Genomic DNA, 13827 nt, shown 5'->3' on the forward strand with positions numbered 1-13827 from the left:
TTAAAGGAGTTGGGCCAGGTCATTGTAATGGTGGGAGACGGTATTAACGATGCCCCGGCGCTGGCGGCAGCGGATGTGGGAATTGCCATGGGGGTGATCGGCAGTGATATCACTGTGCAGGCCGCCAATGTGGTGATTCTAAATGATGATATCTTAAGTGTGCCGCGGATAATCGCTTTGGGGAGTAAGGCATTGTCGGTGATCCGGCAGAATATCGCCTTTGCTCTGGTATTCAATACCGCAATGATAGGATTGGCATCTTACGGGATCATCAGCATGATTGCAGCGGCGGTCTTTCATCAAACAAGCTCACTTGTGGTAATACTTAACTCAATGAGATTATTGAAATGGAAAAAGAGCTTTTGATTTTTAAAAGTTAACCCTAAAGATTGTTAAAATAAAATCTGCCTTGTAAAAAACAACTGCACTTGTGTAAAATTACTAAACATTAAATGCTGTGGAGGTCTGGATTATGAAAAAATCAGCAACTTTATTGTCAATATTAATGCTTGCCTTGATATTTTACGGATGCCAGAAAAAAGAGGATGTTATAAAGATTGGTATCGCAGAAGAAATTAGGGTCAAACCTTGAAAGTAGAAAGCAAATCGCTTTAAATCCTACATTCAAGGTTTAACTCTAATCCCTTGCTTCAAAAATAAAAAATTTTAAAAATAAAAAAAGCGCTTGACAAATTAGATTGAATATGTTAGACTAATCTAACAAATAAAGATGTGTCTAAATAGGGCTTACTGAAAAATGCTAAAAATTTGGATACTATATAAAACGCATTAAATAGGGGTCTGATGAGTTTTTCAGCAGACCCTAAATAATAGTTAATATGGAAAATAAAAAGAATAAAAAGTTAAGTTCACATATGGAAGATTATTTGGAGGCTGTGGTTTTGTAACTGTAAGCATTAGCGGCTGCGGACTGCCGCCTGACAGGCATGTTGACACTCTTACTGAGACGGTTTACAGCGCACTTTATGAAGCAAAAAGAAGCGGCAGAAACCGCGTAAATGTATACGGGGAGGAATTATGAAACCTGTTATTTATCTGCCGGAAATTGAGAAGCTTTTTTGCAATATTGGCCCTTGCACTAGTGCCTGCCTCTCTATGCACCAGTTGAGCGAATCTCTCGGTAATGCCGTTGACGCGAGAGACGGACTTACTCATAACCACTCTCAACAGGTGGCGGTTATAAGCCGTCTAATCGCCCTCGCAATGGGATTTAACACAAAACAGGCGGATATTATTCATATCACGGGACACTTGCACGACATAGGCAAGATTGGGATACCCGACGATGTATTGAAAAAATCAGGCGTATTTACGGAACAAGACTGGAAATGGATGAAAAGACATCCTGAAATCGGGGCCAAGATTTTATCGCCTGTTAAGGTTTTTAAGTCGGACGGCGCAATATGGGAAATAGTTTTATACCACCATGAAAGGTTTGACGGCTCTGGTTATCCGTCCAGGCTCAAAGGCAGGGATATTCCGATAGGCGCAAGGATTGTAGCGGTTGCCGACACGCTTTCAGCTCTGATACAGGACAGGGCTTATAGAAAAGGAAGGAGCTTTGATGATGCGGTTGAAGAAATCCGGAGGCATTCGGACAGTCAGTTTGACCCTCTTATCGTAAAAATTTTCATAGAGATAAACGACGATATCAGGCAAGGGCTGGAGGGAATATGGTCGTAAGCATAATTGACGGAAGGATCCGCATCAGGAAAGCGTGTATTAAAAACACAAAAGCAACAGAAGGCGCAGGTGTAGAATAAGAAAGATAAAACAAGGACTTTAAAGAAGATAATTTTTTAATGTGAAAGTTAGAAATGTCTAACATAGTTATATATCTAAAACAAATGAAAGGATATAATTTATGTTGGAATTCTTTTTAAAAGGCGGCCCTTTGATGTGGCCAATTGCTTTATGCTCGGTGGTAGCCGTTACGGTTGTTTTGGAGCGGTTGTATCACTTTCACCGGGCAAAGGTTAATGTGCCTAATTTTTTGTCCCGGATAAAAAAGTTATTGCAAGAAGATAAAATAAGCGAAGCGGAGAAATTATGCTGTGATTATCCCGGGCCTATGTCGCATATTTTAGCTATAGGTATCCACATCCGTGCAAGGCAATATGAGGAGAAAGAGAGGATAATTGCCCAGGCAGGTTCAAGAGAATTAAGAAGGTTAGAAAAAAATTTAAGAGCCCTGGGAATCATTGCTCATATCAGCCCCCTTTTGGGACTTTTGGGTACTGTTACCGGGATGATAAGAGCTTTTATGAAGATTCAGGAATTAGGCGGAAGGGTTGATGCTTCAGTTTTAGCCGGCGGTATCTGGGAAGCGCTTATAACCACTGCGGCAGGATTATTCGTAGCTATTCCCTCAATGTTCTTTTATCATTATTTTGAGGGAAGGGTGGATAATTTCTCTGCCCAGATGAAAGATGCGGTCGAGTCGCTAATGGAGTGGTTAGGAATTGGAAGACCCTGCGCAGAAAGAAAGAGTGAGCAGTTGAAGGAGGACGTAGAATATGGAGTTTGAAGGACGAAAGAAGATAAGTATGCATTTAGATATTGCTCCCCTGATTGATATTGTATTTTTGTTGCTTATTTTCTTTATGCTCACCGCCAATTTTATAGTGCAATCGGGAATAGAAATAACCTTACCAACTGCAAAAACTGCCGCGCTCCAGGAAGAAGAAAATGTTAGCGTATTTATAAACCATGAAAACGAGATTTTCCTTAATGATAGAAAAATCAGCATTGATGAGTTAAAAAATGCCCTTGAGCAAAGATTAGAAACTACTCCCAAGAAAACTGTAATTCTGAAAGCTGATGAAAAAATAGACTTAGGCTTAGCAGTCCGGGTTATGGATATTGCCAAGCAGGCAAAAGCAGAAGGGTTGGTAATTTCTACTAAGTTAGAGCAGAAGAGCACAAGTGCACAGGAACATAAGTAAGATGGAAAATAGAGTAGTAAAGAATGCATTTCTCATTTCTTTCTTGGGACATTTAATTCTTTTGCTCTTGCCGGGATTTAATTTAGACAAGTTTCAGCCTGGGGAACTCGAAGAAATGCCTATCCGTATAGGAATAAAAACGAGCTCACTTCTGCCCGAAATAGAGGAGATAAGATTGCCAGAGCCTGAGCCAGGGCCTGAGCCAGAGCCGGAACCAGAGCCTGAACCAGAGCCCGAACTTGAACTTGAATCCGAAAAAGAGATAGAAAAAATAATAGTAGAAGCTCCAGAGCCGCAGCCGCCTGTCGAGATATCAAGCGTGAATAAAGAGTCGGGATTAATCCCTGCAGCGCCTATAGCCTCAAAACCGTCAATGCCGTCCGCTTCAGCAGGCACAGGCGCGGATATTGATAAATCCGTAATTATAAGGGCATTTATAGACAAGATTGAATCGATGAAGCATTATCCTTATATTGCCCGCCGAAGGGGAATAGAGGGAGCAGTCCTTATACTGGTGCATTTAGACAAGACAGGCGAGCTCAAAGATATCGTATTAAAGAAGTCTTCCGGTTATGAGATTTTGGACATAAGCGCGGTTGAGCTTATAAAAAAGGCGTGTCCTTTCAGACACGGCTACAATGCGGGGTTAAAGATGGAAATACCGATAACCTATAAACTCTTGAGGTGAAGGGTATGAAACAATCATGTTTGGAAAAAACACAAAAGGGAATAAAAATCTCCCCTAACCCCTCTTTTTCAAAGAGGGGAACAGTTATAGCCCCCTTAGCAAAGGGGGGAAAGGGGGGATTTTCAGATGAAAATATTCGGCGCTCAATGTGTATATACAAAGGAAATAAGGTGCAAAAAGTGCAAAAGACTGCTTATGAAAGGCGAGATATTAGCAATAGAGATAAAATGCCCTAAATGCGGATACATACAGACAATAGGAAAGGAGGTGATAGTGACCGAAAAATAGACATAGAAAGTTGTCATTGCGAGTGAAACGAAGCAATCTCAAGCTTTTACAGAAAGATTGCCGCGAACCCTTCGGGTTCTCGCAATGACAGGCAATTCCTTTGTTTAAGCCCCCCGAGGGCTTGAAAAATGCCAGAGGACTCCGAGTCCCTAAAATAGGCTGTCACGAAAGTCGTTCCAGCCTATGATTACACAGATTTTAGAAAAGATTACACAGATAATACCGACGATGTTTTTAATCTGCGTAATCTGTTTTTTAATCAATGTAATCAAGGGCGGTACTTTTGTGACGCCCTATCCCTGAAAATAAAGGAGGAGGAAAAAATGTTTAGAAGGATGATTTTTGTTTTGGCTGCGATGTTAGTTATATCAGGTTTTTCTACTGCACAGGCAGGGGAAGGCGATGCTATTCTGAAAATCCTGTTGAAGAAGGGGGTTATCACCGAACAGGAATACAAAGCAATTAAAGAAGAGTTGAAAGCGGAGCCTCAAAAGACGCAGATGAAGGAAGAGATAAAAAAAGAGGTTATGGAAGAAGTGGCAAAGAAAAAAGATGAAGGACTTCCTGAATGGACTAAGAGGATAAAACTTTCAGGGCTTATAGAAGGAGATTACCACTGGAAAAAATACAGGGATATTTCCGATAAGAACTCTGATTCTACATCTGACCTCTATATAGGCACTGTTGAGCTCGGGATGGAAACTAAAGTTGCGGACTGGATTTCAGCTAATATAGTCTTTCTTGCCGAGGATATAGGCAAAAATGGTGAAGCAAATGTAACCGTTGATGAGGCGACCATAACACTTCAAAAAGAGGACTTCCCGCTTTATCTCGTCATTGGAAAGAGGACGCAGCCCTTTGGTGTTTTTGAAAACCACCTCGTGACAGACCCGATGACGCAAGATGCCTACGAGACCAATAGAGTAGGAGTAACGGTCGGAGCAACCGGGCCGTTAGGACTTGATGTATCGGCAACCATCTATAAAGGCGAGGAGCAGATGGATAAACTCATCGACGACTCAGAACTGTTTGAAGCAGCCAGAGTCGGCGACCCCGGAGATGACGTGGGATCCTATATCTTGTCCGCATCTATTTCTCCCGAAGATCATCTGAAGTTTTTCGCCAGCTATATATCGGAGCCGGGCAGGGGAAAGAGGAACAGCACGGCAAGCTTCGGTCTCAGCACAGCCATACCCGGCATCGAGGGTTTCAGGCTTGACGGTGAATATATGAAGGCTCTTCAGAGGGAGAGATATCTGGGTCTCGGTGAGGCGTTCAAAGAGGGAGTCTTCTCCGTAACCGCGTCATATGTATTCAATACGAGGGAGAGACGTAAGGATTTGGGAGGAGCAACATTAGAAGAGCGGAAGACCCATCTCCTCGAAGAACCCTTGGAACTCACCTTCAGGTATGAGCGTTTTGACGACGATGAACTGGCAGAGAAGACTTCTTCATGGTCGGCGAAAAACAGGTACAGTCTGGGCGTGAGATACCAGTTTTACAAGGATGAAGAGAAAGGCTTGACGGCATTTGTCGGAACAGAATACAGATATACGAATTACAGGCTTCACAGCAGCCTGACAAACACAAGGGCGGATAATAATAAGGAGATGTTCCTGAAACTCGGGCTGAGTTTCTAAAGAGCATTATGAAAGAAACACGCAAAAAAGAGCTATGGCGCCAGCTTGGGCTTTTAAACATAGGTGAAAGTCAGATATAATGAACATTATATCAGGAGGATAAAATGAAAAAATGGATATTGGTACCAATAAGTATAGTGGCCTTGGTGGCTATTGGCGTTGGTGTGATTATTCGGGCAGTGGCGCCGCAGGTGCCACCGCCACTAGCTGGACATATTCATATGACCGATGGTGGTGGTTATCGAGAGATAATGGACACTTTTGTTAGGAATCAGTTTGATCTGCCGGTGAGTATTTATATCACCGGATCATCAGGGGATTTGCGTGATTATATGAGAGTAGCTCTTGCCAAAGGGAGCATTGGGCGAGGAACACTTTTCTCTTATAATCATCTAGAGGTTCACCGACAGTTTGAAGCGGCACGTCCCTTTGTTGCCGAGTTCCCAGGACGTTTCCCGGTGCGAGAGGAATTTGCTGAGCTGGTTGATCCAAAAGGAGAGTTGCATGTAGTCTGGGTTGATGCTATTGTTATCATCTACAACCCCGGCTTGATATCTCGTGAGAAAGTTCCTTCCACCTTGGGCGAACTGGCCAGGTTTGATCAAAAGATAGGTGTTCCAACTACCGGCTGCATTGGAACCTGGGGGAAGATGGCACTTTATTATCACTTAGGAGAAGAAAATTTTAAAAAACTAATGGCCAATGCCGCAGTGAAAAGTAGCATAGGTGATGTAACAACAGCTGTATGGGATGGTACTGTGGCAGTGGGCATTTCTACCCTAATGGATGTAATGGTAAGAGATGGTGATGTTGGAGTGATTTGGCCTGAGGATGGAGCGATTGCTAAGCCAGCCCTTATGGTTATCCCCGATAACCCAACAGATTATCATCTCCGGCTGGCGGACATTATTATGAGTCCAGAAGCAGCCGAGCTGTTTACGAGAGAGTTCAATATGGCTTCAGCGCTTCCAGATGGACCTGTGCCGGCGATAGTAGATGAAAACGATTTCAACTTTATCTTTATCCCCGCTCAGGCGATAATCTGTGAAATAACTGAGAAAAAGGTAAATCGGATTGTTGGGGATTAAAGAAGGGTAGTTAGGGGCGGGGAATGGACAGTCAAGTGCGTAGGTCTAAACTTAAATACTTGCTCATGGCGCTGCAAATATTTTTTTTCCTTGTTGTCGGCCTTATTCTTTACCGCAAGAGAGAATTACTCCATCGCTTTTGCCGTTATCCGTTCCCCTTTATTATGTGTCCTGTATGTGATTACCCCTGTTTTTTTCAGGGTTATCGCTTGCAGGAGATAATAAAATATGGGGCAGTGGTGACGGGTTTGATAGGTGGTCGCATTTTTTGCGGCGTCGCTTGTCCGTTCGGTGCTGTTCAGGATTGGTTTCATTCTTTAAAGAGGCGAGTGCTTTCCCTAAAGGTGTTCCGCTCTAACAGACCTGACAGTAGGCGGCACCTGCGCATTCTTAAAAGCGGTCTACGGCTTCTTGACAGTGGTTTGCGGTTTTTGAAATATCCCTTTTTCTTGGTGGTGTTTACTTATTCCCTGATTCGCTTTGCGCTAGCCTTCGACTTTATGCCAGAATGGGGACTTGTTCCAGCGATGACATTTACGATGCAGGTTAGAGAATTAGCCGGGGATGGACACATTAATTTTTGGTATTTTTCTCTCAGTTATGTTAATTTTGTGATATTTTTTCTTATCATTGTTTTTGGTGCCGGACTGGTTTTGCATCGCCCCTGGTGCAAATATTTATGTCCTGTTGGTTTGCTTTTTGCTTTTTTAAATAAAATATCATTTTTAAAAATAAGCTTAGAAAGAAAAGGTTGTACGGGATGCAGAAAGTGCCTGGAAACCTGCACAACCGGGAAGAAATTTAGCGAACTGGAACAGGGTTTTGTTTCTGTGGAATGTGTTCGTTGCTATGACTGTGTGTTAACCTGTCCTGAAGGGGTGGTAAATCTTAAGGCCGGTGGCAGAGAGATTAGGTTGCAATAATTTTTACCCCGTAAAACAATGAGATGCTTAACCTTTTAAAACAAGAATCTGTAGCGAATAATTTTTAAGATATTGAAATAAATGTCCGAAATCCGAAGTCTAAATTTCAAAAACACAAGTTCAACGGGAATTGGAAGCGCTCAGACGGGATGATACTGTGAGGTAAGTTACGATATTCTGCTGCTTTTTTTTAAGGCAGACCACTACCTTGCTCCGTTCGTAAGACACGAGAAGTATGATACTTATGCACAAGTGCCCGCCCCGGTTACAGCAGAAATCTTGCATATGACAGAATAGATAAACCGGTAGGTCTGACATAGGGTCTGATAGGAGTTTTTCAGCAGACCCCATATAAACTCTATACTCTGCTTACATATGTTCCTGTTCTTGTATCTACTTTTATTTTATCTCCTTTTTCTACAAACAGAGGAACCTGAACAACTGCGCCTGATTCCAATTTTGCGGATTTTGTTCCGCCTTTTGCAGTATCACCCCTGACACCCGGTTCTGTTTCTGTAACAACAAGTTCAACAAACATCGGAGGCGACACCTCAAGAAGCGCACCATCGCAAAACGATGCACTGATATTCATATTTTCTATTATATAATTGGCTGCTCTTTTAACCTCTTCACTACTCAATTCAACCTGTTCAAATGTTTGCTGATCCATAAAATAAAATGTGTCCCCATCTTTATAAAGATATTGAAGTTCCTTTTCCTGTATATATGCATCCTCAAACTTGGTGCCTCCGTCAAAAGTTCTTTCCAATACGAAACCTGTTTTTATTATCCTTAACTTTGTTCTTACAAATGCAGCACCTTTTCCGGGTTTTACATGTTGAAATTCAATGAGCCTTACAACCTTACCTTCTAACTTAAATGTAAGTCCGTTTTTAAACTGTTCCGTTGATACCATTTCTCCCTCTTTTCTCCTGCTCGTAGACTGCCGCTTGTATTTCGTATACCGCATTACGTCGTCCGTAACCTGTATTTCGTTTTTTTAACAGTATACGGAAATGATATACGGCTTTTACCAGTCACCCGTTATATTATGTTGTGCAACAGACTCTCAGCTTAATACCTCACATCCGCTTTCATGGACAAGAACCATTTGTTCATACCTTACCCCGCCTACACCTTTTATATATATTGCAGGTTCTATTGTGAGCACCATCCCCTCTTTTGCAATATCTTTTGAACCCGAGCCAACATCAGGAGCCTCATGAACATCTATGCCAACTCCGTGTCCTAAACTATGAATAAAGTTTTTGCCAAACCCCTTTTTTTCAATATACCCTCTTGCAATACTATCTATGTCTTTTAATTGGACGCCAGCCCGTATTTTTTCTATTACAATCTTTGATGCTGTTTCAACAATGCTTTTAATTTTTGTAAATTTAAGCCCCCTGGCCCCCGATGTGTTAGTATATGTTCTTGTAATATCAGAACAATATCCTTTTAACCTGCATCCGCAATCTATAAGAACAATATCTTTTTCTATATTTATATCCTGCGGTGTTGCATGCGGATAGGATGACCTTTTACCGCTTGCAACAATTATCGGAAATGAAACAGCCTCTGCGCCTTTTTCTCTTATTTTTTTTTCTATCTCCCATGCAAGGTGTCTTTCGGTAATCTTGGACCAGTCTAATTTAATAATGTCTTGAATTGCAATTTTTGTTAATTCTATTGAATCTTTTATACTCCGTATCTCCTGCTCTGACTTACAGATCCTTAAAGACTCCGGAATACCACTTGCATCAATGAACATAGAATTCGGAACACAGGTCTCCCATTTTTTAATCTGTGAACAGTAAGTTTGTGAAAGGTCATATCCTATTTTACTTTTCAAACCGATGAAATTTTGTAAATACTTTTTAAAAGTAGCCCACCGCACCTCAATGACCTTTGAGTCTTTAATAACAGGCCTTGCCTCTTCAATGTATCTTGCATCAACAAAAAAGAAAGAACTTTCTTTTGAAATAAGAAGAACCGCCTCTTCACAACGGAAACCTGTAAGATAAAATATATTTGAGGGGTTTGTAGTTATAAGAAAATCCAATCCCCTGTGTCTTAATATATCCTGTATATTATTCATCCTTTGTTTAAACATATTGTTTTTTCAATTTATCTTTTCAATCTCTCAATTTGTTTTAGGTAATATTCCGCTTCTTCATATCTTTTAAGAGATATTAAAACATCTGCCAGGGCTTGATAGTATCTTGCTTTTGTAGGATACCTTTTTATTGCAGTTTTAAATTTTTCTATTGCCTTTTCAATTCTTCTTTCATCCCAGTGGCTGGTCTTTAAATACATCCTACCCAGTGCAAAATGGTAAAATGGCATATACGGGTCAAGACGGACAGCCTGCTTATATGCCTTTAGTGCCTGTTCTGCCAGGGTTCTGTCAGCTCTTTTTTCAGTCTGGACACCAATATCAAACTGCCTTTCGTAAATCTGTGCAAGAGCAAAATGATAATCAGCCCTTAAAGGGTCATAAGATATCGCAATTTTAATCCTTGATATCGCAAGATTAAAATCCTGCAGTTTTAAAGACCTGTCAATAGGATTAATAACTGTTTCATATATAATCTCACCCAACATCGGACGGATAAGTATAAATATCAAAAATATAATAATACTGAGACAGCCCAAAAAATTTATTATATCCTTTGGCTTTGTATTTATTGTAAATGTTTTTCTTTCTTCTAACCTTGCGAAAATCCCTAAAAGTAAAAATACAAGAAATACAATTCCCGGGACATAAAGGTTAAAATCACCCATACCATGAAATATAAATGCAAATATTGAAGTGTAAAGACCTATTCCTAATATTCCATTTTTTTTTGCAATGCTGAACCCTTTAAAAAGAAAAACGGCCCATATCAATGAAAACATTACAAGTCCGACAATGCCACATTCTGAGGCGACCTGAACAAAACTATTATGTGCAAGTTGGGTTTCTTCCCCTTCTAATGATTTATAGGTTGGAAACACAGCACCGAATGTTCCGGGACCAAATCCAAGTATCGGACGATCTTTAAACATCAAAAACCCGACCCTCCAGTATTCAATTCGTACCTGTGCAGACCTGTAATATCTATAAACCCCTGGCATATCTGAGGGTTTTTTCCATAACAGAAAACCAGATAGAATAATAAAAACCACACTTAAAAAAACTAATATCCATACCTTAAATTTAAGTATCTGTTTCCAGCCCATTAAAATGAAAAATAGCAACAGGGATATGGGTGCAACAATCCAACCTCCTTTTGAAAATGTAAGAAGAAGTACATACACAGAAATAAGAAGAATGAATATCCACAGTACTTTGAACCTTTTAAAAAAACTATCAAAACTAAATACAGCAATCCCCACAACAGGCAGCATCAAAACAAGATACCCCGCAAATGCAGGAGCATGTACAAATGTTGAAAAGACCCTGTTCTGCATCAGCCTTGCCATAAGGTTAACATTTTGCAGTAGTTCTTTATGGTGCAGCCTTACATATTCACGGGTTATTTCAAAACCCCAGAAGTATTGATATACACCATAAATAGATACTATAAAAAGAACAACCATTGATATTGTAAGCAGTGTCTTCCTTGCATTTTCATTATCACTTATCTGAACAACCGCAAAATAAAGAATAATATACTGAAACCACTGATATATAAAAGTAATACTTCTGTGAATATTTACCGTAAAAATAGTACAGAGCAGAAGAGACAAAAAAAATCCGATTAAGATAAAATCAAGAAAAGTTCTTCTTATTATTATTCTGCCATTCCAGACCTGTGGAAGAATAATAAGGGCAAAAACGGTAATTACACCTATCTGAAATATACTATTAGACCACGCATATGTTAGACCACAGATAAGGGGTCTGACAAATAGAAGAATACACAGGATAAGAAATCCTAATCTTTTACCTTCTGACATTATTCCCTGCTCTTTCAAGAAGAACAATTATTGCAATAATTGCAAGTGCCTGAATAAATATCCAGTATCCACCCCACAGGGTAAGGTCTTTTAACACAATAGCACCTGCTCCTAAACAAAGTGTGGCAAGATATATGAATAAAACTGCTTGTTTCTGTGTCATTCCAAGACTGGTAAGTCTGTGTGAAAAATGTTTTTTATCTGCTGCAAGGATACTTCTTCGTTCTTTTAATCTTATCCACATCACAGAAAATGTATCAAATATGGGAACTGCAAAAAGAAGAAGTGGCATAACAATAACAATCTTACTCCTGTCATCATATCTATAATATGTGGCAATAAGAGATATTGAAGCAAGAACAAGCCCTATAAAAAGACTTCCGGCATCTCCCATAAATATCTTTGCTGGAGGAAAATTAAAAATAAGAAAGCCTGCTGTTATTCCCATCATTAAAGCAAGTATCAGTGATACAAAAAACTGACCTCCTCTGAAACAGGAAACAAAAAACATACAACTTATCACAAACGCCACCCCTGCTGAAAGCCCATCCATATTATCAAGAAGATTGAAAGAGTTTGTAATTCCGACAATCCAGGCAATGGTAAGTATAAGACTTAAAATCGGAGCATCTATAAAAAGAGACATCCTTATTCCACCCCACCAGAGTATAAAAGCAACAAGTATTTCTATGAGAAGTTTTTTTCTTGAATTTAAGGGATGCAGATCATCCCACAGTCCCAGAAGAAAAACAGTTGTTGCTGCAAGCATTACTATCCTTAAAACAGGTATAACTGTTTTAAGCCTTGCATAATGTGAAAACAAGAAGTCTGCAGTATCAGAGGGCAAATAAAAAAACTGCCGATTTAAAACCTCAAATAAAAACAATCCCAAAATTATTGTGACGATGAATGAAAAAAACATCGCAAACCCACCTGTTCTCGGCATAGGTGCGGTGTGTATCTTTCTTTGTGAAGGATGATCTACAATATTAAACACGTGGGAAATAAATCTTGCCAAAGGAATAAACAGGATACACAACACGAGGCTTAACAAAAATACACATCCGCTTATTAAAAGCCAGAATATTTCATTAATATCTTCCCCCTTTTTAAGTCGTTTATCAAACCCATATACTCCTGTTCTATGCTGTCTACCATTGTTTTTATATCAAACCTTTCTCTTACAAATTCCCTTCCCTGTTGACCAATCCGTCTTCTTAAATCCGGGTTTTTCAAGAGTTCTATTATTTTAATGCGAAGCCCGTTATAATCTTTTGCTTGGACAAGATAACCGGTAAATCCATCTTTTACGACCTCACATGCTCCATCTATATCAAATGCAATAACCGGCTTGCCACAGGCAAGTGCCTGCGGAATTGTTCTTGGAAGTCCTTCCCTTAGCGATGTATGAATAAGTATATCCATCGCACCAATAAGTTGTGGTATTTCAGACGGAGGAACAAGCCCTGTCCATATAAATCTCTTTTCTATGCCCTGCTTTTGTGTCTTTTTTTCAAGACTGCTTTTTAAATATCCTCCACCTACAAAAAGAAAATATGTATTCGGAAAACTTTTTATAATCTCTTTTGCACACATAAGGATATAATTATGCCCCTTTAAGCGGACAAGCCTTGCAATCTTTCCTATTACAAAAGCATCCTCTGGGATGCCTATCTTTTTTCTTATACTTTTTGAATCTTCATTAATTTTTGAAAATTCATCCATCTCAATTCCGCTGTATATTGTTACAATCTTATCATGTTTTGCAATTTTAGCACTTATTGCTTTATCTTTCATAACATCTCCGACAGTTATTATCTTACTTGTAAATCTTGCCGTGTACCTCTCAAGGCTTAAATATAAAAGATTAAGCAAAGGGTTTTCAAACCTATGGAAGGCAAGTCCATGTATTGTGTGAGCAATAATCGGAATACCACACCTTTTTGCAGAGATCCTTCCTAAAACACCAGCCTTTGAAGAATGCGTATGAACTATATCAAAACCACCATTTTTTATCAAATCTGTTATTTCTCTATATGCTATTAAATCATAAACAGGATTTATCTCTCTTACTAAATGCGGAATTATTTTTATATCCACATTATTTTTATATGCCCTTTCCAAAAGACTCCCCTCACTTCCGGATTGAGGTCCTGTTGCAAGAACAGATTTATACCCTTTCTTCATTAAACCCTCAACCGTAAAAAGTGTATTTTCCTGCGCTCCCCCTACAATAAGACGGGTAATAATGTGAAGTATTTTTAGTTGTTTCATAACTACGAAAAAATACCT

At 39.6% G+C, this 13827-nt stretch carries 14 protein-coding genes; 9 read left to right on the forward strand and 5 right to left on the reverse strand.

Annotation, left to right across the window (positions count from 1 at the left end):
• From B9J78_05740 to B9J78_05780, 9 genes are all read left to right on the forward strand, one after another.
• Positions 1–366, forward strand: a 366-nt coding sequence (locus B9J78_05740) for a hypothetical protein (protein ID MBA2124414.1), incomplete at its 5' end; no start/stop codon positions are given.
• A 672-nt stretch (positions 367–1038) separates the two neighbouring features.
• Positions 1039–1704 carry a hypothetical protein gene (locus B9J78_05745; GenBank protein ID MBA2124415.1) on the forward strand — a complete coding sequence of 222 codons (666 nt, stop codon included), beginning with the start codon at positions 1039–1041 and terminating at the stop codon, positions 1702–1704.
• Between the two features lie 181 nt (positions 1705–1885).
• Complete coding sequence (locus tag B9J78_05750) at positions 1886–2548, forward strand: hypothetical protein (protein MBA2124416.1); 663 nt, start codon at positions 1886–1888, stop codon at positions 2546–2548.
• Positions 2538–2966 carry a hypothetical protein gene (locus B9J78_05755; GenBank protein MBA2124417.1) on the forward strand — a complete coding sequence of 143 codons (429 nt, stop codon included), beginning with the start codon at positions 2538–2540 and terminating at the stop codon, positions 2964–2966. The genes B9J78_05750 and B9J78_05755 overlap by 11 nt, the downstream gene beginning before the upstream one ends.
• A 1-nt stretch (position 2967) precedes the next feature.
• A complete protein-coding gene (locus B9J78_05760) occupies positions 2968–3654 on the forward strand; it encodes a hypothetical protein (protein MBA2124418.1) in 687 nt (228 codons plus the stop codon).
• A 126-nt stretch (positions 3655–3780) separates the two neighbouring features.
• Entirely contained in the window at positions 3781–3942 is a 162-nt protein-coding gene (locus tag B9J78_05765) for a hypothetical protein (protein MBA2124419.1), read from the forward strand.
• A 323-nt stretch (positions 3943–4265) separates the two neighbouring features.
• Positions 4266–5582, forward strand: a complete 1317-nt coding sequence (locus B9J78_05770; GenBank protein ID MBA2124420.1) for a hypothetical protein — start codon at positions 4266–4268, stop codon at positions 5580–5582.
• Positions 5583–5686: 104 nt separating this feature from the next.
• Positions 5687–6670, forward strand: a complete 984-nt coding sequence (locus tag B9J78_05775; protein MBA2124421.1) for a hypothetical protein — start codon at positions 5687–5689, stop codon at positions 6668–6670.
• Between the two features lie 23 nt (positions 6671–6693).
• Positions 6694–7593 (forward strand): hypothetical protein, encoded by a 900-nt coding sequence (locus tag B9J78_05780; protein MBA2124422.1) that lies wholly within the window; start codon positions 6694–6696, stop codon positions 7591–7593.
• A gap of 358 nt (positions 7594–7951) precedes the next feature.
• Here B9J78_05780 and B9J78_05785 read toward each other — a convergent pair whose 3' ends face one another.
• The 5 genes from B9J78_05785 to B9J78_05805 form a co-directional block, all read right to left on the reverse strand.
• Positions 7952–8509: an elongation factor P gene (locus tag B9J78_05785; GenBank protein ID MBA2124423.1), complete on the reverse strand. Its 558-nt coding sequence runs from the start codon at positions 8507–8509 to the stop codon at positions 7952–7954.
• Positions 8510–8662: 153 nt separating this feature from the next.
• The gene (locus tag B9J78_05790; protein ID MBA2124424.1) at positions 8663–9706 is read right to left on the reverse strand and encodes a hypothetical protein; all 1044 of its coding nucleotides are present in this window, start codon (positions 9704–9706) and stop codon (positions 8663–8665) included.
• 14 nt (positions 9707–9720) lie between these two features.
• Positions 9721–11535 carry a hypothetical protein gene (locus tag B9J78_05795; protein ID MBA2124425.1) on the reverse strand — a complete coding sequence of 605 codons (1815 nt, stop codon included), beginning with the start codon at positions 11533–11535 and terminating at the stop codon, positions 9721–9723.
• A complete protein-coding gene (locus tag B9J78_05800; protein ID MBA2124426.1) occupies positions 11522–12577 on the reverse strand; it encodes a hypothetical protein in 1056 nt (351 codons plus the stop codon). The genes B9J78_05795 and B9J78_05800 overlap by 14 nt, the downstream gene beginning before the upstream one ends.
• Positions 12578–12606: 29 nt before the next feature.
• On the reverse strand, positions 12607–13809 hold the full coding sequence (locus B9J78_05805; protein MBA2124427.1) for a hypothetical protein: 1203 nt from the start codon (positions 13807–13809) through the stop codon (positions 12607–12609).
• Positions 13810–13827 lie beyond the last annotated feature (18 nt).

The organism is bacterium Unc6 (assembly GCA_013626165.1).
Taxonomy (GTDB): domain Bacteria; phylum Omnitrophota; class Gorgyraeia; order Velesiimonadales; family Velesiimonadaceae; genus Velesiimonas; species Velesiimonas alkalicola.